The 26,376-nt window shown below is 37.6% G+C and carries 22 protein-coding genes, 1 other RNA gene and 1 other annotated feature; of the genes, 18 read left to right on the forward strand and 5 right to left on the reverse strand.

The window, feature by feature from the left end; genetic code table 11:
• Positions 1 to 52: 52 nt before the first annotated feature.
• The 9 genes from tgt (at position 53) to dtd (ending at position 10,665) form a co-directional block, all read left to right on the forward strand.
• Positions 53 to 1,192 (forward strand): tRNA guanosine(34) transglycosylase Tgt, encoded by a 1,140-nt coding sequence (tgt, locus tag OC533_RS00820; protein ID WP_003762399.1) that lies wholly within the window; start codon positions 53 to 55, stop codon positions 1,190 to 1,192.
• Between the two features lie 33 nt (positions 1,193 to 1,225).
• A complete protein-coding gene (gene yajC / locus OC533_RS00825; protein WP_003771945.1) occupies positions 1,226 to 1,558 on the forward strand; it encodes a preprotein translocase subunit YajC in 333 nt (110 codons plus the stop codon).
• Positions 1,559 to 1,698: 140 nt separating this feature from the next.
• Positions 1,699 to 1,992: a post-transcriptional regulator gene (locus tag OC533_RS00830; protein WP_003762397.1), complete on the forward strand. Its 294-nt coding sequence runs from the start codon at positions 1,699 to 1,701 to the stop codon at positions 1,990 to 1,992.
• A gap of 110 nt (positions 1,993 to 2,102) precedes the next feature.
• Positions 2,103 to 4,367: a protein translocase subunit SecDF gene (secDF, locus tag OC533_RS00835; RefSeq protein WP_010991594.1), complete on the forward strand. Its 2,265-nt coding sequence runs from the start codon at positions 2,103 to 2,105 to the stop codon at positions 4,365 to 4,367.
• A 96-nt stretch (positions 4,368 to 4,463) separates the two neighbouring features.
• Positions 4,464 to 4,808, forward strand: a complete 345-nt coding sequence (locus OC533_RS00840; protein ID WP_003771938.1) for a lipopolysaccharide assembly LapA domain-containing protein — start codon at positions 4,464 to 4,466, stop codon at positions 4,806 to 4,808.
• Between the two features lie 104 nt (positions 4,809 to 4,912).
• Positions 4,913 to 7,264, forward strand: coding sequence for a single-stranded-DNA-specific exonuclease RecJ (gene recJ, locus OC533_RS00845; RefSeq protein ID WP_194323465.1), 2,352 nt, complete (start codon positions 4,913 to 4,915; stop codon positions 7,262 to 7,264).
• Positions 7,254 to 7,775 carry an adenine phosphoribosyltransferase gene (locus OC533_RS00850; RefSeq protein WP_185561347.1) on the forward strand — a complete coding sequence of 174 codons (522 nt, stop codon included), beginning with the start codon at positions 7,254 to 7,256 and terminating at the stop codon, positions 7,773 to 7,775. The genes recJ and OC533_RS00850 overlap by 11 nt, the downstream gene beginning before the upstream one ends.
• Before the next feature lie 205 nt (positions 7,776 to 7,980).
• Complete coding sequence (locus OC533_RS00855; protein ID WP_003762388.1) at positions 7,981 to 10,197, forward strand: RelA/SpoT family protein; 2,217 nt, start codon at positions 7,981 to 7,983, stop codon at positions 10,195 to 10,197.
• A 15-nt stretch (positions 10,198 to 10,212) separates the two neighbouring features.
• On the forward strand, positions 10,213 to 10,665 hold the full coding sequence (gene dtd, locus OC533_RS00860) for a D-aminoacyl-tRNA deacylase (protein WP_003762386.1): 453 nt from the start codon (positions 10,213 to 10,215) through the stop codon (positions 10,663 to 10,665).
• A gap of 48 nt (positions 10,666 to 10,713) precedes the next feature.
• On the opposite strand, the gene OC533_RS00865 is transcribed toward dtd, so the two are convergent.
• Entirely contained in the window at positions 10,714 to 11,997 is a 1,284-nt protein-coding gene (locus OC533_RS00865; protein WP_045553064.1) for an N-acetylmuramoyl-L-alanine amidase, read from the reverse strand.
• A gap of 159 nt (positions 11,998 to 12,156) precedes the next feature.
• Positions 12,157 to 12,384 (forward strand) — a binding site (T-box leader).
• A gap of 54 nt (positions 12,385 to 12,438) precedes the next feature.
• Between OC533_RS00865 and hisS the strand changes: the two genes are divergently transcribed.
• Entirely contained in the window at positions 12,439 to 13,716 is a 1,278-nt protein-coding gene (gene hisS, locus OC533_RS00870; RefSeq protein WP_033838177.1) for a histidine--tRNA ligase, read from the forward strand.
• 1 nt (position 13,717) lies between these two features.
• Entirely contained in the window at positions 13,718 to 15,493 is a 1,776-nt protein-coding gene (gene aspS, locus OC533_RS00875; RefSeq protein ID WP_185625312.1) for an aspartate--tRNA ligase, read from the forward strand.
• 35 nt (positions 15,494 to 15,528) lie between these two features.
• Here the strand turns inward: aspS and OC533_RS00880 are convergent, their stop codons facing one another.
• From OC533_RS00880 to cymR, 4 genes are all read right to left on the reverse strand, one after another.
• Positions 15,529 to 15,909 (reverse strand): hypothetical protein, encoded by a 381-nt coding sequence (locus OC533_RS00880; protein ID WP_112119884.1) that lies wholly within the window; start codon positions 15,907 to 15,909, stop codon positions 15,529 to 15,531.
• Between the two features lie 149 nt (positions 15,910 to 16,058).
• On the reverse strand, positions 16,059 to 16,424 hold the full coding sequence (locus OC533_RS00885) for a P-II family nitrogen regulator (protein WP_003766988.1): 366 nt from the start codon (positions 16,422 to 16,424) through the stop codon (positions 16,059 to 16,061).
• 13 nt (positions 16,425 to 16,437) lie between these two features.
• Complete coding sequence (locus OC533_RS00890; RefSeq protein ID WP_003771923.1) at positions 16,438 to 17,643, reverse strand: ammonium transporter; 1,206 nt, start codon at positions 17,641 to 17,643, stop codon at positions 16,438 to 16,440.
• Between the two features lie 244 nt (positions 17,644 to 17,887).
• Entirely contained in the window at positions 17,888 to 18,310 is a 423-nt protein-coding gene (cymR, locus tag OC533_RS00895) for a cysteine metabolism transcriptional regulator CymR (RefSeq protein WP_003732594.1), read from the reverse strand.
• Positions 18,311 to 18,459: 149 nt separating this feature from the next.
• Between cymR and OC533_RS00900 the strand changes: the two genes are divergently transcribed.
• The 7 genes from OC533_RS00900 (at position 18,460) to OC533_RS00930 (ending at position 26,368) form a co-directional block, all read left to right on the forward strand.
• Positions 18,460 to 19,743, forward strand: coding sequence for a replication-associated recombination protein A (locus OC533_RS00900; RefSeq protein ID WP_194323463.1), 1,284 nt, complete (start codon positions 18,460 to 18,462; stop codon positions 19,741 to 19,743).
• Between the two features lie 70 nt (positions 19,744 to 19,813).
• A non-coding RNA gene (ssrS, locus tag OC533_RS00905) (6S RNA) lies at positions 19,814 to 20,009 on the forward strand.
• Positions 20,010 to 20,123: 114 nt separating this feature from the next.
• Entirely contained in the window at positions 20,124 to 21,272 is a 1,149-nt protein-coding gene (locus OC533_RS00910; RefSeq protein ID WP_003762369.1) for a cysteine desulfurase family protein, read from the forward strand.
• Between the two features lie 18 nt (positions 21,273 to 21,290).
• The gene (gene mnmA / locus OC533_RS00915) at positions 21,291 to 22,406 is read left to right on the forward strand and encodes a tRNA 2-thiouridine(34) synthase MnmA (protein WP_194323462.1); all 1,116 of its coding nucleotides are present in this window, start codon (positions 21,291 to 21,293) and stop codon (positions 22,404 to 22,406) included.
• Between the two features lie 117 nt (positions 22,407 to 22,523).
• A complete protein-coding gene (locus OC533_RS00920) occupies positions 22,524 to 23,264 on the forward strand; it encodes an alpha/beta hydrolase (protein WP_003766975.1) in 741 nt (246 codons plus the stop codon).
• Between the two features lie 43 nt (positions 23,265 to 23,307).
• Positions 23,308 to 23,946, forward strand: coding sequence for a tetratricopeptide repeat protein (locus OC533_RS00925; protein WP_010991587.1), 639 nt, complete (start codon positions 23,308 to 23,310; stop codon positions 23,944 to 23,946).
• 25 nt (positions 23,947 to 23,971) lie between these two features.
• Complete coding sequence (locus tag OC533_RS00930; RefSeq protein WP_194323461.1) at positions 23,972 to 26,368, forward strand: ATP-dependent RecD-like DNA helicase; 2,397 nt, start codon at positions 23,972 to 23,974, stop codon at positions 26,366 to 26,368.
• Positions 26,369 to 26,376: the final 8 nt, after the last annotated feature.

Here is a 26,376-nt window from a genome sequence, read left to right on the forward strand (position 1 = left end):
TCGGTAATTTTCGTTATGCTAGTGAATAGAGTAAATTAGAAAGAGGTAACACATGTCTGCCATTCGTTATGAACTAATAAAAACAGATAAACAAACAGGTGCTCGTCTTGGTAAAATTCATACACCACACGGCACATTTGATACACCCATGTTTATGCCAGTTGGAACACTTGCAACGGTGAAAACAATGTCGCCCGAAGAATTAAAAGCGATGGGCGCAGGTATTATTTTAAGTAACACCTATCATTTATGGTTACGTCCCGGAGAAGAATTAATTCGAGAAGCGGGCGGGCTACATAAGTTTATGAACTGGGACCAACCAATCTTAACGGATTCAGGCGGTTTTCAGGTGTTTAGTTTGAGTAAAATGCGTGATATTAAAGAAGAGGGCGTTCATTTCCGCAACCATTTAAACGGAGATAAACTTTTCTTATCACCAGAAAAAGCAATCCAAATTCAAAATGCGCTTGGATCGGACATTATGATGAGCTTTGATGAATGTCCGCCGTATCCAGCGTCTCATGAATATATGAAAAAATCAGTTGAAAGAACATCACGCTGGGCTGAACGTGGCTTAAAAGCACACGAGAGACCAGAAGACCAAGGTTTATTTGGTATCGTCCAAGGTGGAGCTTACGAAGACTTACGCGCTCAAAGTGCTAAAGATTTAGTATCTCTAGACTTCCCTGGATACTCCATTGGTGGATTGTCTGTTGGTGAACCAAAAGACGTGATGAATCGCGTTTTGGAACACACTACACCACTACTACCAGCTAATAAACCACGTTATCTAATGGGCGTAGGTTCGCCTGACTCATTAATTGATGGCGTAATTCGAGGAGTGGACATGTTTGACTGTGTTCTTCCCACACGTATTGCACGAAATGGTACTTGTATGACATCTAGTGGTCGCTTAGTTATTAAAAACGCTAAGTTCACACATGATTTCCGTCCTATCGATGAAAATTGTGATTGTTATACATGTAAAAATTACTCACGTGCATACATTAGACACTTGATTCGTTGTGAAGAAACATTTGGAATTAGACTTACAACTTATCATAATCTTCATTTTCTGTTAAACTTAATGAAGCAAGTCCGTGGCGCTATTATGGAAGATCGTCTTGCTGATTTTAGGGAAGAATTTTTTGAGCAATATGGATTCAATCGTCCTGATGCAAAAAATTTCTAAATATATATAAAGTATCGAAAGGAGTTGGAAAATATGGGTGGCGGTATCGTAACATTTATACCAATTATCTTGATGATCGTTTTGTTCTATTTCTTACTAATCAGACCTCAACAAAAACGTCAAAAAGAAGTACAAAATATGCAAAGTAGTTTAGCAAAAGGTGATAAAATTATTACTATTGGTGGACTTCACGGTATTGTTGAAGCAATTGAAGATGGCACAGTCATTTTGAAATGCGGAAACAGCAAATTAACTTTTGACCGTAATGCAATCAGAACTGTACTTGAAAAAGGTAATACAGTTTCTAATCCAGTTGTAGCAGAAACAACTTCTGATGACACTGAAGTTGTAGAAGACAACAAATAATACTTGAAATAAAAATGCCATTTCCCTTTAAACGGTGGAGTGGCATTTTTTAAACATAAAAATAGAGCTTATACTTTCCATTTAAGCTTTTTTTAGATAAAATGGGAATATGCTTATTGTTTAAGAAAGGGGATGACTTGATGACGGATACATTTTCGGCTTGGTATGAGGATTTAGAACCAGCTATTTTAATTAAAGTGGAAGATTTTCATATTCTAGGCTACCGAGAAATCAAGGCTAGTCACATTTGGGCGTTTTTAACAGAGGAAAAGTGGAAGAATAACCCAGCCCCAGCATTGCATGAAAGAATAAATGATGTCATGCAAATGAAAATTGGACAATTAATGCAGTTTATTATGACAACAGCTGAACAAGAATCTAATAACCATGTTGCTCAAGCGGAAAATTCGCTTCAACCAAATGTGGAAGATTAACAGCCTGCTGACGAATACTTAAATAGTAAGTTATAGTACATAAATTCATTAAGTATTAGTTGTTAGACTGGGATTTGTTATGGTTTAGATGAGGGAGGAACGAAACAGAAATGGTAAAAAAGAGTAAGATAGTTATTTTCTTTCTAGTAGTTGCAATTATCTTCGGTGCTGTATTTGGTACCGCGAAAATGGTTATGCAAAATATTAATCTTGGCTTAGATCTTCAAGGGGGATTTGAAGTTCTATATGAAGTGTCTCCAGCTGATGGTAAAGGAACTGTTTCTAAGCAAACATTAACAGATACAGTTACTTCACTTGATAAACGGGTCAATTCATTAGGTGTTGCGGAACCAAGTATTCAAATCGAAGGAAATAACCGCATCCGTGTCCAACTTGCTGGTGTAACTGACCAAGCAGAAGCACGAAAAATGTTATCAACTACTGCCCAGTTATCATTTAGAGATGCAAATGACAAAATGATGATGAATGGTAGTGACTTGGTTGCAGGTGGCGCTAAACAAGCTTTCGATGCTAGCAATAATCCGATCGTTACTTTAAAACTAAAAAGCGCAGATAAATTTGCTAGCGTAACAAAAACTATTCTAGCAGAAGCACCTGACAATCAATTAGTTATTTGGTTAGACTGGAAAGAAGGACAAAAATACAAAACAGAACGTGAAAAGAAAAATCCAGCTTACTTATCTGCACCAAATGTAAGTAGTGTTCTTGATACAGATAAAGTAGAAATTTCCGGAAGCTTTACAACCGAAGAAGCAAAAGATTTAGCTGAATTGTTAAACTCTGGCGCACTTCCTGTAAAAATGACTGAAGTTTACTCTACATCTGTTGGCGCACAGTTTGGTCAAGATGCATTACAAGAAACTATTTTAGCTGGTATTATCGGCGTTATGGCTATCTTTATTTTCATGATGGCTGTTTACCGTCTACCGGGTGTTATCGCATCTATTACATTAGTTGCTTACACTTATTTAGTTCTATTAATACTAAGCTTACTCAATGCCACACTTACTTTACCAGGGATTGCAGGTTTGATTCTGGGTATAGGTATGGCTGTTGACGCAAACGTTATAACATACGAGCGAATAAAAGAAGAAATCAAGGTCGGAAGGTCGACAAAAGCAGCATTTGAAGTCGGTGGAAAAGAAGCATTCCGTGCGATTTTAGATGGTAACTTAACGACACTGATTGTTGCTGCAGTTCTTTTCTACTTCGGTACAAGCTCTATCAAAGGGTTTGCTACAGTTCTAATCATTAGTATTCTAGTCAGCTTCCTAACAGCTGTTTGGGGTTCAAGATTCTTACTAGGATTACTCGTGAAAAGCAATTGGCTTAACAACAAACCAGGTTTCTTTGCAGTTAAACGAAAAGATATTCATAACTTACATGAAGGTATTAACAGCTTTAGCTTAAAAACGCACTTTGATCGTTATGACTTTGTAAAACATCACCGTCTATTTTTATCTATATTTGCTGCAATAGTTATCGTTGGTATTGTTATACTATCCATCTTTAAATTAAATCTTGGGATTGACTTTGCCAGCGGGACTCGAGCAGAAGTTACAGCTAATCAAACATTGACTGAGACGCAAATTAAGAAAGATTTAGATGCGATTGATATGCCATCGAATGATATTGTGTTCCAAGGCTCAGGATCGAAAACAGCTGTTGTGTCTTACAAAGGAACCTTATCACAAAATGATGTAGCTAAATTTAAAGATTACTTTGAAGATAAGTATAAGCACGAACCAAGCATTAGTACAGTTTCCCCGACAGTTGGGAAAGAACTTGCTAAAAATGGCTTCTGGGCCCTTGGTGTGGCTTCTGTCTTAATCGTGTTATATATCGCTGTTCGATTTGAATTCTATATGGGGATTGCAGCGATACTTTCACTGCTATTCGACGCCTTTATTATCTTCATCTTCTTTAGTGTTACAAGACTTGAGGTTGACTTAACATTTATTGCAGCGGTTCTGACGGTTATCGGTTATTCCATAAATGATACGATAGTCACCGCCGACCGGATACGAGATATTAGCATGAAGATGCAACGCTTTAAAACAAAAGAAGAGATTGCAGATGCTGTTAATAAAGCATTACGTCAAACATTCACTCGTTCCATTAATACAATTCTAACAGTTATCTTTACTGTACTTGCACTTGTATTATTTGGTAGTGAATCAATTCTTAACTTCTCCATTGCTTTACTAGTTGGATTGGTTTCAAGTGTATTCTCATCCATCTTCATGGCCATGCAATTATGGTACGTATTTAAAGCAAGACAGTTACGTAAAAAAGGTCCGATTAGTACGGTTAAAAAGAAAAAACCACGTAATAATGGACAACCTGTAGTTTAAAAAAACAGCCGAATTTCATAAAATGAAGTTCGGCTGTTTTTAATAGGCTTGAAACGGGTAAATAATAAGATAATTGTTGCGAGGAGGAGAGAGAGGATGAAAGAAAACAAAGTTCAATGGCAAGTGATTGTGGGGATTATTCTAGCACTTATTATTGCGATATTTGCAGTTATTAATGTAGACCCAGTTGAAGTCAACTTTTTATTTGCTCAAGCTGAGTGGCCGTTAATTTTAATTATTATAGGTTCTGTACTAGTTGGTTGTTTAATTATCTTTTTCTTAAACATTGCCAAATCACGTGGCATGAAGAAAAGAGTAAAACAATTAACTGCTGAAAAAACAGAGCTAGAACGTCAATTAGCAGCTGCAAAATCGATGAAAACACATTCATCTAATGTAGAAAAACGCGATACTGAAAATACAGTAGAGCCAATTAAATAATAAAGAAGACGCTAACATACTTAGTTAGCGTTTTTGTTTGGAAGATTCCTCTTGGTTTTTCTAGTAATTTTAGATATAATAGGAAGGTTGAGAGGTGGGGTAAAGTGATTCATTCAAAATACTTATGGAATATCGAGGAAGCAAGCGACGAGAAAGCTAGCCAACTAGCCGAACAATTAAAAATCTCGCTTCCACTTGCAAAATTACTTTGGAAAAGAAAAATTACAACGCAAGGACAATTCGATAAATTTTTCCACCCAGAGAAATATGAAAGTTACGACCCATTTTTACTTGCAGAAATGGACCTTGCTGTTGCTCGAATTAAACAGGCAATTGACTTAAATGAGCAGATTTTAGTCTACGGAGATTATGATGCTGATGGTGTGACAAGTATTGCTGTTTTAATGAAGACATTACGACATTTAGGAGCAAATGCCGAATTTTATATTCCAAATCGTTTTACAGAAGGATATGGACCAAATATTGCAGCATTTGATATGGCGAAAAACCAAGGTGTTGATCTCATCATTACGGTGGATAATGGAATTGCCGCACTAGAAGTGATGACGCATGCGAAAGAAATCGGGCTAGATGTCATTGTTACGGATCACCATGAACCGCGTGAAGTCATGCCAGATGCTATTGCAGTAATTCATCCAAAGCATCCTAAATCTGCGTATCCATTTGATGAACTTGCCGGAGTCGGTGTTGCTTATAAATTATCTCATGCCCTTCTTGGTGAGGAACCGAAAGAATTACTGGATCTAGTAGCAGTTGGGACAGTAGCGGATTTAGTTTCTTTAACGGATGAAAACCGACTTTTAGTTCAATTAGGGTTACGCCAATTACGTGAAAATGCTAACTTAGGTCTTGCTGTTTTAGCGAAAAAAGCAAGTTTGAAATTAGAAGAAGCTACAGAAGAAACAATCGGATTTGGACTTGCGCCACGACTTAATGCTGTCGGCCGGCTTGGTCCTGCTGATCCTGCCGCGGATTTACTTTTAACCGAGGATCCAGAAGAAGCACTTTTCTTAGCGGAAGAGATTGATGATGCTAATAAAGAACGGAAACAAGTGGTTGTAGATGTGACGAAATTAGCGATGGCTGCAATCGAGGCAAAAGAATCGCTTGGAAATATCATTGTTGTCTCCGGAGAAGGCTGGAATACTGGTATTTTAGGGATTGTCGCTTCAAAATTAGTTAGCGTTTATTCTCGACCGGCTATCGTACTTGGCATTGATCCAGTGACTGGTGTAGCAAAAGGATCAGGACGTAGTGTAGAAGCTTTTCACTTGTATCAAGCGTTAGATAAGCATCGTTCATTAATGACAGCTTTCGGTGGCCATCCAATGGCTGCGGGACTTACTTTACCAGCAGAAAACTTAGCTGAACTTGATAACAAGCTACAAGAAGAAGCTAGTCACCTTTCCGATGAAGATTTTCGACCTGCTTTGAAAATAGAAGAAAAAATAAACCTTGCAGATATTTCCGTTTCTTTTATAGCGCAATTAGAAAAATTAGCGCCGTTTGGAATGGATAATCCAAAACCAATTTTCCTTTTAGAAGAGATGAAATTAAAAGGAACAAAAAGAATTGGAGCAGATAAAACCCATTTAAAAACGATGCTTGCAAATGAAGATAGTGATGTAACATTAGATGCTATTGGTTTTGGTGTAGGAGATTTAGTGGAGAAAATATCCCCTCATGCGGCAGTAGATGTTGTCGGCGAGCTGTCTATTAATGAGTGGAATAATATTAAAAAGCCACAACTTCGAATGATGGATATTCACATCCCGCACTGGCAACTTTTTGATGTGCGGAATAAAGCCGAATGGTCTAGAATTTTACAAGAACGAAATGAGCAGCGACTTTTTGTTTGCTTTGAAGAAAGAACAGTTACAACCCTCGCGGACCAAAAATATATATTAGTCGATGAAACGAAAGGTTTTACAGCAGATTTTCAAACTGAGGAATTAGTTTTTGCTGATATGCCGGCGAAAGTAGAGCTAATAGAAGAAATTGTACGCGAAACAAAACCAGAGCGAATCTTTGTTCATTTTGATGCTTCTGAAGGTAATCAAATCCCAGCAATACCTGATCGGGGAGCATTTGCTGAACTATATAGCTTAATAAAAAAATTCCAACCATTTCCAATCGAAAAATACACTCCTAGGCTTATACAAAAGTTTGGCTGGAACAAAGAACAAATAGATTTCATGTCAAAGGTGTTTTTTGATTTAGAATTTGCTAAAATGGATAGTGGTCAGATTATTATTAACCAAGTTGTTGAAAAACGTAATTTGGACGAATCCATAGTTTATCAACAAAAGGTAGAAGAAATAACTACTAGAAAAAAACTGTTATACTCCAATTATACTGAACTTCATAGTTGGATGAAATCAATGATGGAAACATCAATTTACCCGAATGCGGAGGAACTAGAAAATGGAAATTAAAGATTTACAAGATTACGTAGCGATTGTGAACGATTGGCCGAAAAAAGGTATTGTTTTTAAGGACATTACGCCACTTATGAATGACGGCGAAGCATATCGTTTTGCTACGGATAAAATCGTGGAATATGCAAAAGAATTAAAAATCGATATTATTGTAGGACCGGAAGCACGTGGCTTTATTATTGGTTGTCCTGTGGCTTATGCGCTTGGAATAGGTTTTGCTCCAGTTCGTAAACCAGGTAAACTTCCACGTGAAACGGTTGAAATGGAATATGATTTAGAATATGGAACAAATAAATTATCCATGCATAGTGATGCCATCAAACCCGGTCAACGCGTTTTAATCACAGATGATTTACTAGCAACTGGTGGAACAATTGAAGCTACAATCAAACTAGTAGAAGAACTAGGTGGTATTGTTGCTGGCTGTGCTTTCCTAATCGAACTAAAAGAATTAGAAGGACATAAAAAATTAAATGGTTACGATCGTTTAATCCTGATGAAATTATAAAAAACGAACTACTCCTGATATTTTAGGAGTAGTTTTTTTCATAAAAATCTCTAAACCACTAGAAAATGTGGAAAAACAAGGAAAAGTGCTTTATAAACAAACAAGCGTCATGCTATAATATTATACAAGAATCTTTTTAGGAACACTCAGTTATTGGGTGTTTTTAAGTTGGATATATGACAAAGAAATAAGAGGGTGAATGTAAATGGCGAAAGAACAAAATCTGACAGCTGAGCAAGTCATCGATATGGCTTCTCATTATATGAATCAGGAACATCTTGCGCTTGTAAAAAAAGCGTATGAATTTGCGCGCGATTCTCATAAAGAACAATTTCGTAAATCAGGTGAGCCGTATATTATTCATCCAATTCAAGTCGCTGGTATTTTAGTAGAACTGAAAATGGATCCATCGACTGTTGCTTCAGGGTTTCTACATGATGTCGTAGAAGATACACCCGTTACACTAGCTGATTTAGAAGAAGTTTTTGGCGAGGAAGTTGCCATGCTAGTGGATGGCGTTACAAAACTAGGTAAAATTAAATATAAATCGCATGAAGAGCAACAAGCTGAAAACCACCGGAAAATGTTTATTGCAATGGCGCAAGATATTCGTGTCATTTTAATAAAACTTGCCGATCGATTACACAATATGCGTACCTTAAAACATTTACCAGTCGAGAAGCAACGTAGAATTGCGAATGAAACCTTAGAAATATTCGCTCCACTAGCGCATCGTTTAGGGATTTCACGAGTTAAATGGGAATTAGAAGACACCGCGTTACGTTATTTAAATCCACAACAATATTACCGTATTGTCCATTTAATGAAGCAAAAAAGAGATGCTAGAGAGCGCTATTTGCATGATGTTATAGACGGGGTAAATGAAAACCTGGACGAATTAAATATTCAAGCTGATATTTCTGGAAGACCGAAACATATCTATTCTATTTACCGGAAAATGTCGGAGCAAAATAAGCAATTTAACGAAATTTATGATTTGCTTGCAGTCCGTATTGTTGTTAGTAGTATTAAAGATTGTTATGCTGTGCTTGGGATTATTCATACGCGCTGGAAACCGATGCCAGGTCGTTTTAAAGACTATATTGCAATGCCTAAATCTAATATGTATCAATCCATTCATACGACGGTTATTGGACCACAGGGCGAACCACTCGAAGTGCAAATCAGAACCCATGAAATGCACCAAATCGCTGAATATGGGGTCGCTGCTCACTGGGCTTATAAAGAAGGTAAAGTCGTTAATTCAAAAACTTCTTTTGATAACAAGCTTACTTGGTTCCGTGAAATTTTGGAATATCAAAATGAGTCGGATAATGCGGAAGAGTTCATGGAAAGCTTAAAACTTGATTTATTTTCTGATGTTGTTTATGTCTTCACACCAAAAGGAGATGTATACGAATTACCAAATGGCTCAGTTCCACTTGATTTTGCTTATCGTGTCCATACCGAAATTGGAAACAAAACAATCGGTGCAAAAATCAACGGAAAAATTGTCACACTAGATTATAAATTAAAAACAGGCGATATTATTGATATTTTAACATCCAAACATTCTTATGGACCAAGCCGTGACTGGTTAAAATTAGTTCAAACTTCACAAGCCCGCAACAAAATCAAGCAATTTTTCAAACGACAAGCAAAAGAAGAAAATGTTGAAAAAGGCCGCGATTTAGTTGAAAAAGAAATTCGACAGCTTGGATTTGAACCGAAAAAAATCATGGTGACTGAAAATCTTCGCAAGTTAGCTGATAAGTTGAACTTTTCTCATGAAGATGATCTTTTTGCAGCGGTTGGTTATAATGGCATTACTGCTTTACAGGTTGCTAATCGCTTAACAGAGAAACTGCGGAAAGAGCGGGAACTTGAAGCTGAAACGGAAAAACTATTAACACAAGCAGAAAATAAACCGTCTAATTCAGATGCTAATAACGAGAAGCTGAAGATTAAACATAATGCCGGTGTCGTAGTTCAAGGGGTAGGAAACTTATTAATTCGTCTTTCTAGATGCTGTAATCCAGTGCCTGGTGATGATATTGTAGGTTATATTACAAAAGGTCGTGGTATTTCCATTCACCGCCAAGACTGCCCGAACGTCCAAGCGATTGAACCAGAACGTTTAATAGAAGTAGACTGGGAAGATACAGATTCGCAAGCAAAAAATGACTATAATGTTGATATTGAAATTTATGGTTATAATCGTAACGGCTTGCTAAATGATATTCTTCAAGTTATTAATAGCTTGACGTCCAATATTAATGGAGTCAATGCCAAAGTAGACAATAATAAAATGGCAACCCTCGTTGTCACACTACAAATTCATAATATTAATCACTTACAGCGAGTTGTGGATAAGATAAAACAAATTCCAGATGTTTATACAGTTAGAAGATTAATGAATTAAAGGAGTGGAAAAGAAGTGCGTGTGCTACTACAAAGATGTTATGAAGCTTCCGTCCGTGTTGAAGGGGAAATTATTAGTGAAATTGCTGGAGGTCTATGTCTATTAGTTGGGTTTACTCATAGTGATACTGAAGAAACAGTAGAATACATGGCAAAAAAAATTATTGGGTTACGAGTTTTTGAGGATGAATCAGAGAAAATGAATATTTCTTTAGCTGAACGCGGTGGAGCGATTCTCAGCGTTTCACAATTCACCTTATATGCGGATGTTAGTAGAGGCAAACGCCCAAGCTTTACAAAATCTGCTCCAGGAGAAAAGGCGGAAGGGTTGTACAATTTATTTAATAACAAACTTTCCGATGCAGGATTTATAGTTGAAACTGGTGTGTTTGGTGCATTTATGGACGTGAAAATTGTCAATAATGGCCCAGTTACTATTATGCTTGATTCTGAAGAAATGCGAAAATAAAAAAGCAATCATTCTAGTGATATTTCATCACTGGAATGATTGCTTTTTTTAGTTAGAAAAATAATTTGATAATCCATCAGTTACTGAATCAGCAATTTGGCTTCTATAAGATGCCGAATTAATGTTTCGTTCGTCTTTTGCAGAACTCAAGTAACCAAGTTCTAGAAGGACAGCTGGTTGAGAATTTTCTCTTACTACATAATAATCGCCAACTCTTGAGCCGCGGTTAGTAGTAGGGAGATCATTTCCAAGCGTAGTATTTATACTTTCAGCGAGCGATTTATCACTATTATCATAATAATAAGTAGTTTGTCCGCTAACACCTTTGCTACTATCTTCTAAGCTATCAAAATGAATACTAATAAAGACGTCTGCTTTATTTTCTGCTGCTACATTAGTCCGAGATTTTAAGGAAACATATTTATCACTATTTCTCGTTAAAATTACTTTAGCGCCTCTTGATTCTAATTTTTCTTTCAGTTTTTTAGCTGTTTTTAAAGTCATTTCTTTTTCTATAGTACCATTAGCGCCTTTTGCTCCTGGATCATTGCCGCCATGACCGGGGTCAATAACAATGGTCGCTTCGGATAATTTAGTTGTTTTACTTCGTGGGCTGGAAGTTTGGCCTTTGTCGGACACATCAACTACCCAGTTAGCAACATAACCTTCTTCGCCGCTTGTGGTACGAATTTTATACCAGTCACCTTGAACTCCTTGAATAGCGAAACCTTGGCCAGAATTGGCTTTTTCAATAACAGCGCCATCTCGTCCTGGTTTATTTCTTATGTTTGTGGAGTCATCGCGAATCGTTACTGTTTGAAGTTCGCTTTCATCTACTTTTGTTACGGATTCACGTATAGTTAAGTACTGAGAACTAACCCATGCGCTTTTACCGTTATACTGAATTTGCGCCCAACCATTTTGTTGGCTTGTAACGGTTACTTGATCACCGTTATTTAGTAATCCAAGTGATGTGCTTGAAGTACTAGGTTTTTCACGTACATTGAGTCCACCATCAGAAGAGACAATAGCAATACTGTTACTTGCTGCGCTGACATCTGTATTTTCTACTAACCAGCTAGCAACCCAGCCGCTATTTCCGTTATCTAATTGAACTTTGTACCATTGATTTTCTTCACCAACTACCCGGAGTACTTCATTTTTTCTGGCTTGGCTTGTTACATCATAGGCTAAACCAGGACCGCTGCGGACATTTAAGACTTCTGCTTTTACGATGACGGAATTCGCATTCGCCATTGCAATTGTTGTAAAAATACCTGCTGCAATCAATAAAATGGAGACAACGGTGATAAAAATGAATTTATTCTTCATTTAAAGCTAACACCACCCATATACTCATAAACTTTTATCTGACAGTAAAATGTTACCATAAAATGCGCTTTCATGGAACTAGAAAGTGGATTTTTATAAAAAAACTGACAAAATGTTGACTTTTCAGTGTGTTTTTAGTAATCTTAGAATAATTCATATTTAAAACTAGCGACAGAGAAAAGTAAGAAAATCCATGCTATACAGAGAATTTATCCCATTTGGCTGAAAGGATAAAGATAGTCATATTTTCCGAAAAGACACTCTCGAGGTTTCTTGTTGAAAACAGTAAACAAGAACGTATTCAGGCGTTAACTGACTTAAGTGAGGACTTATTAATAGTTCTAATTAGGGTGGTACCACGGGTGTAAATAAACTCTCGTCCCTTGTTTTTATAACAAGTGACGGGGGTTTTTCTTTATATTTTTAAGGAGGGGTATGGTGATGGATTTGCAATTACCAAGAGGGACACGAGATATTTTGCCAGAAGAAGTTAGTAAATGGCATTTTTTAGAATCAGCATTTAAAAAAGTTTGTGAAAACTATCAATACGAAGAAATTAGGACGCCTATTTTTGAACACACTGAGTTATTTGAACGAGGAGTGGGTGATTCAACAGACATCGTATCTAAAGAAATGTATACTTTTCTAGATAAAGGTGGCAGAAGTCTTACATTAAGACCAGAGGGAACTGCTTCGGTCGTGCGCGCTTTTGTCGAACATAAATTATACGGCGAAGTTAGCCAACCTATTAAAATGTACTACAATGAGCCAATGTTCCGCTATGAACGTCCACAAGGCGGAAGACAACGCCAATTTACTCAAATGGGAATAGAAGCACTTGGTAGTGATGATCCTTCCATTGATGTAGAAGTTATCTCGCTTGCAATGGAGTTCTTCCGAAAAATTGGTTTAACTAATATTAAACTAGTCATTAACAGTCTTGGTGATAAAGAAAGTCGTTTAAAACACCGAGAAGCACTAGTTGCACATTTTGAACCACATATTGATGAATTTTGTGCAGAATGTCAGGTGCGTTTACACAAAAATCCACTGCGCATTTTAGATTGTAAAAAAGATCATGATAATCCGCTTATTCAATCAGCGCCATCTATTTTGGATTTCTTAAATGAAGAATCAGTTGCTTATTTTGAAAATGTTAAAAAATACCTAACTGCATTAGAAATTCCATTTGAAATTGATCCAACAATGGTTCGTGGTTTAGATTATTATAATCATACAACGTTTGAAATTATGAGTGTAGAAGAAGGCTTTGGAGCGAAAACAACACTTTGCGGTGGCGGGAGATATCATGGTTTAGTAAAAGAATTCGGTGGGCCTGATACACCAGGGATTGGTTTTGGAATTGGCGTAGAACGAATTTTACTTGCCTTAGAAAAAGCCGAAATCAATATTCCAGAAACAAAACCGTTAGAAGTATATGTAATTACTGCACAGCCAGAAGCTGAATTAAAAGCAGTGACACTTGTAAATAAATTAAGACAAAATGGAATTAGCGCAGAAAAAGACTATTTAAAACGAAAATTAAAAGCACAATTAAAAGATGCTAATAGAAAAAAAGCAATATATACCGTAATTCTAGGTGAAGAAGAGTTACAAACAGGTAATTATCAATTAAAAAATATGGAAACAGGCGAACAAGAAGCTGTTTCGGAAACAACTATTATTGAAAAACTAACAAACACCAAGGAGGAGAAATAAAATGGAAAAACGTACAAGTTACTGCGGTGAATTAAACGAAACACATATTGGTCAAAGTGTTATCCTTCATGGTTGGGTGCAAAAGCGTCGCGACTTAGGTGGACTTATTTTCATTGATTTGCGCGACCGTGAAGGAATTGTCCAAGTGGTTTTCAATCCTGAATTTTCAAAAGAAGCATTGGAAATTGCAGATAGCGTTAGAAATGAATTTGTTGTTACTATCAAAGGAAAAGTTCATGCTCGCGGGGAAAAAGCAATTAACGATAAGTTAGCAACAGGTAAAGTAGAAGTTTTAGCAGAAGAAATTACTATTTTAAATACTTCCAAAACACCGCCATTTTACATTGAAGACGGCGTAAATGTTTCTGATGAACTTCGCTTAAAATATCGCTACTTAGACTTACGTCGCCCGGAAATGAACAATATTTTCAAAATGCGTCACACGGTAACAAGAACTTTCCGAAACAAACTAGATGCACTTGGTTTCTTTGATATTGAAACACCTTACTTAACAAAAAGTACACCAGAAGGAGCGCGTGATTATCTAGTACCAAGTCGGGTATACCCAGGTAATTTCTATGCGCTACCACAATCTCCACAAATTTTGAAACAGTTATTAATGACTGCCGGTTTTGATAAATATTATCAAATCGTACGTTGTTTCCGTGATGAAGATTTGCGCGGTGACCGTCAACCGGAATTCACACAAATCGATTTAGAAACAAGCTTTTTAACAAAAGAAGAGATTCAAGCGATTACAGAAGACATGTTGGTGGATGTTGTTAAAGAAGCGAAAAACATTACTATCGAAAAACCATTCCCACGTATGACTTATAAAGAAGCAATGGACCGTTTTGGTAGCGATAAACCAGATATTCGTTTCGGTTTAGAATTACAAAACGTTTCAGAAGTTGTAAAAGATGTTGATTTTAAAGTATTCCAATCAGCTATTGAAAACGGTGGCGAAGTAAAAGCGATTAATGCAAAAGCTGCCGCAGCTAATTTCTCTCGTAAAGATTTAGATGCATTAGGCGTTTTTGTTGCTAATTACGGGGCAAAAGGGCTAGCTTGGCTGAAAGTAGAAGCTGGTGAATTAAAAGGACCAATTGCTAAATTTTTCCCGGAAGATAAAGCAGCAGAACTACAAGCAGCACTTCAAGCTGAAGATGGCGATTTATTGCTATTTGCAGCAGATAAAGCGGATGTAGTTGCAGCATCACTTGGAGCGCTTCGTAATAAGCTAGGGAAAGACTTAGATTTAATTAATGAAGATGAACTTGCTTTCCTTTGGGTAACAGATTGGCCGCTCTTTGAGTATGACGAAGAAGCAGGGCGTTATGTATCGGCGCATCATCCATTCACTTTACCAAAAGAAGAAGATATTCCACTTCTTGAAACAGATTCTTCCAAAGTAATGGCAGAAGCGTATGATATTGTTTTAAATGGTTATGAAATTGGCGGTGGTTCGCTTCGTATTTATAAAAAAGAAGTACAAGAATCGATGTTCCGCGCGCTTGGTTTCACAGACGAGTCAGCGAAAGAGCAATTTGGTTTCCTAATGGAGGCTTTAGAATATGGTACACCGCCACACGGAGGAATTGCACTTGGTTTAGACCGTATTGTAATGATTCTAGCCGGTAGAAATAACTTGCGCGACACTATCGCATTCCCTAAAACAGGAAGTGCAGTAGATCCACTAACAAACGCACCAGGTGAAGTTAGTGCAGCACAATTAGCAGAATTAAAACTAGAAACAGTGAAAAAAGAAACTAACTAAAAAAAGAAGCTGAGCGACCGCGCTCAGCTTCTTTTTTAAAAATCATCACTTAATTCTTGAATATTTTCGACGTGCACTTTATTAACTAATAATCCTTGATTGGAATCATTGGACCAAAATGGGCCGTTAAGTTCCTTCGCTTCACTGGAGCTGATTTTATTTTTATTATAAAAAGTGGCTTCCACATTGTAGCGATTCCCTTTTTCTACTGTATCCCAACTCTCCTTAGAAAGCGGTAAAGTAATTGATTTGTTTCCAGCACCATCAATTTTGCCGGTGACGGTATTATTTTTATCTTTTTGATCCACCACAAAGTTAAATGTAACATCTACTTTTGACGAAGCATGTTGATAAAGGTAATAACCGCCAAAAAGTAGTATGGCTGCTAGAAGGGTGAAAATGGGGATTTTACGCATAGGGAATTTCGCGCCTCCTTATCTGTTCTAAACGTTCTTCCTTTTCCATTATAAGTGTAAAAGCTAAGAAGCGGAAGGGGTAAACGCCATTTCTCATTGATTTTTTAGAATAGAGGCCCCATTTTTAATTAATTCACCATTTTAACTATTCATTTTGCTGGTTTATCTTGTAAAGCATCGATGCCGGTTTCACCTGTGCTGATTTTAACGACCTCGGCAAGTGGATAAATAAATACTTTTCCATCACCAGGTTCGCCAGTTCGAAGAGTTTCTTTAACGACGCGAAGGACATCTTCAACCGGAACAGTAGAAACAACAATTTCAATTTTCATTCGTTCGTGAACATTACTTTCTTTTTTAGTACCGCGGTATAATTCAATAAATCCTTTTTCTAAGCCAGTCCCAAGTGCTTTTGTAACAGTTAGTCCACTTACGCCAATTTTTGCAAGTTCTTTTTGAAATAAATGGAAGCGATTTGGACGTGTAATAATTTCGATTTTAGTTAATCCTGACATATTGTAAGCCCCCTTATTCTTGATATGCTTTTTCGCCGTGTAGCGTCAAATCAAGTCCTTTATATTCTTGTTCTTCGTTTACGCGAATTGGTAAAAATAGTTTGATTACTACGACAATTAGAGCTGTGACTACTGCAACATATGCGACAGTGGAACCAATTGCGATTAACTGTTTTACAACTAAGGAAGCATTACCGTAAAAGAGACCATCTGCTCCAGCTTCATTTACCTTCGTTGTGGCAAAAAGTCCAGTAGCAATACCGCCCCAAATTCCGCCAATTCCGTGTAAGCCAAACGCGTCAAGCGCATCGTCATATTTCACTTTTCCTTTCAACCAGAATACTGCCCAGAAGCAAAGTGCTCCGCCAAGAAAGCCGATAATCAAAGAGCTAGGTACTGTAACGAAACCGGCAGCAGGTGTAATGGACACTAAACCAGCGATAGCGCCAGAAATTGTTCCAAGCATAGTCGGTTTTTTATTGATTAACCATTCAACCAATCCCCAGCCAATAATTCCAGCTGCAGCCGCTGTATTCGTATTAACAAATGCAGTCATCGCTACATTATCAATCGTGAGGGCGCTACCGACATTAAACCCATACCAACCAAACCAGACTAGAATTCCGCCAATAAGAGCAAGCGGGAGGTTATGAGGTGAAGCTGAGTCAGCTTCTTTTCTGCGGCCAATCATAATAGCTAAGACAAGACCCGTTACACCTGAACTGATATGAACAACATTTCCACCAGCGAAATCAAGTGCTCCTAGCTCGCGTAACCAACCACCGTCGCCCCAAACCCAGTGTGCAACAGGGGAATATACTAGTAACGACCATAAAATAATAAAAATCAAGTAAGCAGAGAAGTTCATCCGTTCAGCAAATGCCCCAGAAATGATAGCTACTGTTAAAATAGCGAAAGTCATTTGGAACATCATAAACAGAATATGTGGAATTGCATCTGAGTATGTGTCGTTTGCCGCAAAACCAACATTATGAAGGAAAGTCCAGTCGAAACTTCCGATAAAGCCATTTCCAGGTGCAAAAGCTAATGAATACCCAACGATCACCCAAAGAATAGAAATAATTGCCATGGAGCTAAAACTATACATTGCTGTACTTAACACGTTTTTGCGGCGAACCATACCGCCATAAAATAATGCAATCCCTGGTGTCATCAACCAAACCAATAAAGTACAAAAGAACATAAATACTGATTCCATACTCAACTCTCCTTTTTGTTAGATAAACTAACATGTAATATTTTATTTATGCGTTTATAATACACTATATTCAAATAAAGGCAAGAATATTTTATCAATTCAATCAATTTGGTTAGATTATCTAACATGTAGCGTTTTCAATTGGGTGTTTTTTAGATTTATTTCTGAATAATCAGACAAATAAATGGGCTAGTTTCCGTAAAAATGGTAGATAAAAAGCCTATTAAAAAATAGGCTTTTTCCATTAAATATAAAACATGTAACCATCTGTTAGTTCAGAATCAGTAGAATGTTTTAGTAAGTCAGCAAGAGTAGTTTGATCTAACACGTCGCGGACAGCATTGCGCATTCGAGTCCAAAGTTCTCTCTGGGCTGCTTCTTCATCTTCCATACTTTCAACGAGTACAATGGGACCTTCTAGTGTACGAATAATGTCACCAGCAGTAATTTTTTCAGGGTCGCCGTTTAATACATATCCACCGTGTGCACCGCGGATACTTTTGACAATTCCTGCATTACGAAGCGGTCCGATTAATTGTTCTAAGTAATGCTCGGATAAATTTTTATCTTGAGCAATACTGCGAAGAGAGATAGGCCCATCACCAATCCTTTTCGCGAGTTCAAGTGTTATTGTCAAGCCATAACGGCCTTTTGTTGTAATTTTCATTTTTATATAACCTCCAGTAATTTCAAAAAACACTTATATCGCATCTATTATATCGGAATTGCTGTCAGAAGGCAATGGAAACAAGCGAGTGAACGTACAGGTGTTCTTATGGTATAATAGAAAAGAAGCAAATGAGAAGGAGCGGTTATATGGCAATTCAACCTTTAGCTTACCGAATGCGTCCAAAAGCACTTGATGAAATTGTAGGACAAACGCATTTAGTCGGTAAAGATAAAATTATTTATCGGATGGTCAAAGCGAAACAATTATCTTCTATGATATTATACGGGCCGCCTGGAATTGGAAAAACCTCGATTGCCAGTGCGATTGCTGGTAGTACTAAATATGCTTTCCGGACATTAAACGCAGTAACAAATAACAAAAAAGATATGGAAGTAGTAGCAGCCGAGGCGAAAATGAGCGGTACAGTTATTCTTCTATTGGATGAAGTACATCGTTTAGATAAAGCAAAGCAGGATTTTTTACTTCCTTTACTTGAAAGTGGAGCGATTATTTTAATTGGTGCAACGACAAGTAATCCTTATATCGCGATTAATCCTGCGATTCGAAGTAGAACGCAAATTTTTGAATTAAAACCTTTAACGGTAGAAGATATTATGATAACAATGGACCGAGCTCTTCATGATAAAGAACGTGGACTTGGAAACTATGAAGTGGAAATAGATGAATTTGCGAAAAAACATTTTGCCACGGCGAGTAATGGTGATGTACGTAGTGCTCTTAATGCGCTGGAACTTGCTGTTATTTCTTCTGAACCAAATGAGGACGGGGTTATTCATATTACGCTTGATGTCGCGGAAGAGTGTTTGCAAAAGAAAAGCCTTGCGCATGATAAAGACGGCGATGCTCATTACGATGTTTTAAGTGCTTTCCAAAAATCAGTTCGTGGTAGCGACGTTAATGCAGCACTCCATTATATGGGGCGTTTAATTGAAGCAGGAGATTTAGTGAGTATTAGCAGGAGAATGCTTGTTATGGCTTATGAGGATATTGGTCTTGCAAACCCACAAGCCGGTTCACATACACTTGCTGCAATTCAAACCGCAGAAAAAGTAGGTTTTCCTGAGGCGAGAATTCCGCTTGCAAATGCTGTTATTGAACTTTGTCTTTCACCGAAATCAAATTCTGCTATTATGGCAATTGACGCAGCATTAGCTGATATTCGCCAGGGAAATAGTGGCGAAGTGCCCGATCATTTACGTGATGGTCATTATTCAGGTGCCAAAAAACTTGGTCGAGCAATTGATTACAAGTATCCGCATAATTACGATAATGCATGGGTGAATCAACAATATTTACCTGATCGACTCAAAAATAAATTATATTATGACCCGAAATTCACTTCGAAATTCGAACAAACAATCGCTGGTGTGTACCAAAAAATTAATGAAAATAAAGCGAAAAAAGAATAAAAAATTACCAAACTGAAAAGTCGCTAACATTGAAATTTCGTCTTTCATATGGTATTCTAAGTTAAGAAAAGAAACCCTAATGTATTCGATATAGTTCCTGATATTTTTGAACCGAACAATTTTTTATACCTAGGGAGCTTGGAGTTCCGGCGCGGCGCACATGCCTTCACACGAGGAAGTGCAAACCGTTAGACAGAGCACCCACCTGCTTTAATTGAGAGCGGGTTCAAAGGAAGGGAATCCTAAACGGTACGATTGGGGTTTCTTTTTTGCGTGTAAATAGGAGTTATTCCTCTTTACTTTACAGGAGTATTGCTGTTACAATAAGAAACGATTAACGGCGAACAGGAATTCGTCACCAAAAAAGGACGCGATAAAAAATGGAAAACAGAATTTACTTAGACCATGCTGCGACAAGTCCGATTCATCCAGAAGTTATCCAAACAATGCTTGGCGCAATTACTAATACGTACGGCAATCCATCCAGTATCCATTATGCTGGGCGAGAGGCAAGAAAAGCGCTTGATGAAGCACGTCATACTATTGCCCAAAGTATTCAAGCTGAAGAAAAAGAAATTGTTTTCACTAGCGGTGGTACAGAAGGAGATAACTTGGCTCTTATTGGAACAGCTTTAGCACATAAAGAGAATGGAAAACATATTATCACCTCACAGATTGAGCATCATGCTGTTTTAAAAACTTGTGAATATCTTGAAACGCAAGGTTTTGAAGTCACTTATTTACCAGTAGATGAGCATGGGATAGTGTCTAGTGAGAGCGTGCAAAAAGCTTTACGCCCTGATACAATTCTTGTTTCTATTATGTATGGTAATAATGAAATTGGTACTATCCAGCCGATTGCAGAAATTGGCGCTGTACTTCTTGACCATCAAGCCGTTTTCCACACAGATGCAGTACAAGCTTACGGGCTATTAAATATAAATGTAATAGAACTTGGAGTAGATTTATTAACTACTTCTTCTCATAAAATAAATGGACCACGTGGCGTAGGCTTTTTATACGTCAAAAATGGCACACGTCTTGCTTATCAAATGCACGGCGGGGAACAAGAACGAAAACGTCGCGCTGGGACTGAAAACTTAGCAGGAATCTGTGGTTTTAGTGCAGCTTCTACCATTATGACAAATGAACGTGAACTTAAAAATGAGGAATATGTTTCCTTTAAAAAGCGCATGGCGGAAATTTGGCGTGCAGCGGGCTTAGATTTTGAAGTGAACGGTTTAGAAGCAAATACATTACCACATGTTTTTAGCGTGCGTTTCCCAGGAGTCTCCATTGAGCAATTACTAATGAATTTAGATATGGAAGGCATTGCTGTTTCTAGTGGTTCAGCATGTACAGCGGGAACTGTTGATCCTTCTCATGTTTTAGTAGCTCTTTTTGGAGAAAATCACCCGGCAATCCAAGAAACAGTTCGGATTAGTTTTGGGCTGGGGAACCATTTGGAAGAAATAGAAGCGGCGGCTACGAAAGTTAGTGAAGTCGTGGCGCGTTTAATGAAAAATTAAGAAGGTGAGGAGCTAGCTTTGAGTACAAATAATAGTGACATTCGTGTAGTTGTCGGCATGTCAGGCGGAGTAGATTCATCAGTCACTGCTCATATATTAAAAGAACAAGGTTATGATGTCATTGGTATTTTCATGAAAAATTGGGACGATACTGATGAATTTGGTGTTTGTACAGCGACGGAAGACTATGATGATGTCATTCGAGTAGCAAACCAAATTGGAATCCCGTATTATGCAGTGAATTTCGAAAAAGAATATTGGGATAAAGTATTTACCTATTTCTTAGATGAATATAAACTGGGTCGTACGCCAAATCCAGATGTTATGTGTAATAAAGAAATTAAATTTAAGGCATTTTTGGAACATGCAGAATGCCTTGGTGCAGACTATGTGGCTACAGGTCACTATGCACAAGTAAAAAAAGTAGGCGACGAAATCGAATTACTTCGTGGAGTCGATAATAATAAAGACCAAACCTATTTTTTAAATCAACTTTCCCAAGATCAATTGAAAAAAGTAATGTTTCCGCTAGGTGGTATGGAAAAAACAGAAGTGCGTGAAATTGCGACAAAAGCTGGACTTGCTACTGCCAACAAAAAAGATAGCACGGGGATTTGTTTTATTGGTGAAAGAAACTTCAAACAATTTTTAAGTGAATATCTCCCGGCACAACCTGGTGATATGAGAACTTTGGACGGCGAAGTGCTTGGTAAACATGATGGCCTAATGTATTACACAATTGGTCAACGCCATGGTCTAGGAATCGGTGGAGACGGTGAACCTTGGTTTGTTGTTGGTAAAGATTTAAAAAATAATGTTTTATTTGTAGAACAAGGTTTCCATCACGATTCTTTGTACTCAGATTCGTTAATTGCCACAGATATTTCCTTTACTACCAATTCAGAAAAACCAAAAACTTTTGTTTGCACAGCAAAATTCCGTTACCGTCAAACAGATACAAAAGTAACTGTGAACATGCGTGAAGATGGCACAGCAGAAGTAGTTTTTGCGGATCCAGTGCGTGCAATTACTCCTGGTCAAGCAGTTGTTTTCTATGATGGCGACATTTGCTTAGGCGGGGGAACTATTGATACCGTTTGGAAAAAAGGCGCAAAGTTAAACTATGTTGGTTAAAATTAGAACCGGAGAATCTTGTTTTCTACGAGACTCCGGTTTTTTCCTGTTTAAATGAGTTATTTTAAGGCGATTTTATGGTAAAATATTAAACGATACAAGGAAAAGAGGTCCTTTATGAAAAAGTTAGCGATTTTCGGGAGTGTAATAGTTTTATTTTGTCTTCTAATTTGGGGATATTTTTATTTTAATTCTGAGCCATCAAATGTAGCTGAAGAAGCTGCAAACTCAACAAAAACGGTTGATGTGCTTGAGGAAAATGATATACTTGTTTTTACTCCGCGAAAGTCGGATGCAGGAATCAGCGTTATTTTGTATCCAGGAGCTTTTGTGGACGCACTGAGCTATGCGCCACTTGCGAACAAATTAGCTTCGAGTGGTTATAAAACATACATTGCTGAGATGCCTCTTAATTTAGCTGTATTTGGTAAAAATCGTGCGGCTGATATTATTGATGAAGCACCTGATGAAAAGTTTGTGATTGGCGGTCATTCGCTTGGAGGCGTTATGTCTTCCCGATTTGCACATGAAAACGAGAGTGAAATCGAAGGCGTGTTTTTCTTAGCGAGTTATCCTGATAAAAAAGGTTCGCTGAAAAATGCCTCTTTCCCAGCGCTTTCCATAACTGGGACAAAAGATGATGTTTTAAATAAAGATGCTTATGATAAAAATAAAAAATACTTGCCTAAAGATACTACATTTGTATCTATTGAGGGTGGAAATCATGCGCAATTCGGGTCATACGGAGCCCAGCATGGCGACGGGAAAGCTACTATTAGTGAGGCGGAACAAACTGATCAAGTTTCAAATGCACTAATAGCATGGTTAAATACGTCTGTAAAAAACCAAGAAAGATAGAGGAGAATTTAAAATGGATAAAAATCAATTAGGAATCAAACAAATGCAAGAGGGAAACTTAGAAGAAGCAGTTAAACTATTTACGGAAGTAATTGAAGAACATCCTAGTGATCCAGTTGGTTATATTAATTTTGGTAATGTTTTACTATCAATGGATGATTTTGAACGCGCAGAATTATTTTTCAAAAGAGCGCTTGAACTAGATGACACGGTTCCGGCGGCTTATTATAGCTTAGGAAATTTATATTACGAATTGGAACGTTATCAAGAAGCAGCGGATAGCTTCCAAAATGCAACAAAACAAGGAATGGAAAATGGCGATTTATTTTTCATGTTAGGAATGAGTTTTGTTCAAATGGAAGAGTTAACGCTAGCTATGCCTTATTTACTTAGAAGTGTCGAATTAAATCCAGAAGATAGTGAAGCGTTATTTCAATATGGTATCGTTCTTGCTCGCAGCGGATTTTACGAAGATGCGATTAATATGCTTGAAAGAGTACTTCTTATTAAACAAGAAGATCCAGATGCACTTTATAATATCGGAGCTGCTTATCTGGCATGGCAAGGCGACATTGTACTTGCAAAAAATTACTTTGAACGCGCGCTTGCAACTGGAATACCGCATGAACTTGCTGAGAATGCTTTAAACGCTATTCAAGATTTAGAAAACGAAGCGGAATAAAAATATAGAAAGGAGGCGGCTAAAGATGGCTGAACAAGAATCTCTTGCCTTATTTAATGATACCCCAGAAGAGCTTTTCATGAAGGGGACGATGTTGTCTACCATTTTTTATAATGCCGAAAACCTCTTTTCTGTGGTAAGAATTCTAGTAAAAGAGACGAATGCGAATTGGGATGAAAAGGATATTATTGTAACTGGTTTTTTCCCAGCGCTTCATGAACAAGAAGTGTATACTTTTTACGGAAAAATGCAGGAACATGCTAAATTTGGTCAGCAATTTAAAGCGGACCGGTTTCGAAAAGAAATGCCTCAATCTCGCGCTGGCTTGATTAACTATCTTTCAGGGGAACTTTTCAAAGGGATTGGTAAAGTAACAGCGGAAAACATTGTCGATACAATTGGTGATGACGCGATTACGAAAATACTATCTGACCCAAGTTTACTAAATACTGTTCCTAAACTGCCTTCTGGAACAGCGGAAAGTTTGCTTGCTTCCCTTAGAGAAAATCAAGGTTTAGAGCATGTGATGGTTGGTTTAAATGAATATGGCTTTGGCCCGCAATTATCCATGAAAATTTTTCAGGTATATAAACAAAATGCGATCGAAGTGCTAGAAAATAATCCTTATAAATTAATTGAAGATGTTAAAGGAATTGGTTTCCAGCGTGCTGATGAGCTTGGGCGTAAGCTTGGACTTGGTGGAAACCATCCAGAACGACTTAGAGCAGGAATTTTATTTATGCTAGATTCCGTTTGTATGCAGCAAGGGCATGTCTATATGGAACAAGAGGTTTTGCTCGGGGAAGTAACTTATCTGCTAGAAGAAAGTGAAGGCATTAGGATTGATCAGGCTATTTTACTACAACAAATGGAAAAGCTTGCAGAAGAACAAAAAATAATTACCGAAAATACGCGTGTCTATATGCCGTCACTTTATTATTCAGAAAGCGGTTTTGCTTACCATGTAAAACGGATGTTAAAGCAAACAGAGTATCAAGAACAATTTCCGCAATCGGAGTTTTTATTAGCGCTTGGGGAACTTGAAGAGCGCATTGGCGTGCATTACGGGGAATCTCAACGTGCGGCATTAGAACAAGCTTTAATGTCACCGATGCTCGTTCTTACTGGAGGACCAGGAACAGGGAAAACGACTGTTATTAAAGGAATTGTAGAATTATATGCCGAGTTAAATGGTGTTAGTCTTGATCCACATGCCTATAAAGATGGTGCGACTTTTCCAGTGTTACTCGCAGCTCCAACAGGTCGTGCGGCTAAACGAATGTCTGAATCCACTGGCCTTCCAGCAATGACGATTCACCGGTTACTTGGAATGAATGGCCAAGAACAGATGGATGACGATGCAGAACGATTAATTGATGGACGTTTGTTAATTGTGGATGAAATGTCAATGGTGGATATTTGGCTTGCGAATCAATTATTCCGCGCTTTACCTGCTCATATGCAAGTAGTGCTCGTTGGCGACCAAGACCAGCTTCCTTCTGTTGGACCAGGTCAAGTTTTAAAAGATATTCTACAATCAGAACAAATTCCGACGGTTGCACTTTCAGATATTTATCGGCAAAAAGATGGTTCTTCAATCATTGAAATGGCTCATTATATCAAAGAAGGAATGCTGCCAGCTGATTTTGCGAAAAATAGTGCCGATCGGTCATTTTTCCACTGTACTGTAAATCAAATTGGTGACGTTGTGGAACAAGTCGTGAAAAATGCTAAAAATAAAGGTTTTCGTGCAAAAGATATTCAAGTGTTGGCTCCAATGTATCGCGGTCCAGCTGGAATTGATATATTAAATAAAAAACTACAAGAAATCTTTAATCCAAACGACACTGGTCGCCGAAAAGAAGTACAATTTGGCGAAATCAAATACCGGGTTCACGACAAAGTGTTGCAACTAATCAATCAACCGGAAAAAAATGTCTTTAACGGTGACATTGGCGAAATCGTATCCATTATTTATGCCAAAGAAAATACCGAGAAACAAGATTTAATTGTCGTTCAATTTGACCAAACAGAGGTTTCTTATTACAGGCAAGAATTTAATCAATTAACCCATGCTTATTGTTGTTCGATTCATAAAGCGCAGGGAAGTGAGTTTCCGATTGTTATTATGCCAATTGTGCGTAGTTATTACCGGATGTTACGTAGAGATTTGTTATATACTGGCGTTACAAGAAGTAAACAATTCCTAATTCTTTGCGGAGAAGAAGAAGCTTTCCGAATGGGTGTAGAACGTGTAGATGAAAATAAGCGAAATACCACTCTATCGGAACGTTTAATGAGTGAAGATGTGATGCTCGAACAAATGACAAATAAACGAATATTAACTGCCGAAAACATTACGGAGATTGATCCAATGATTGGGATGGAAGGAATTACTCCAGAACAATTTATGGCAGGATGAAAAACACC

Origin of the sequence: Listeria sp. Marseille-Q6474 (assembly GCF_946902005.1) — a bacterium.
Lineage (GTDB): Bacteria > Bacillota > Bacilli > Lactobacillales > Listeriaceae > Listeria > Listeria innocua.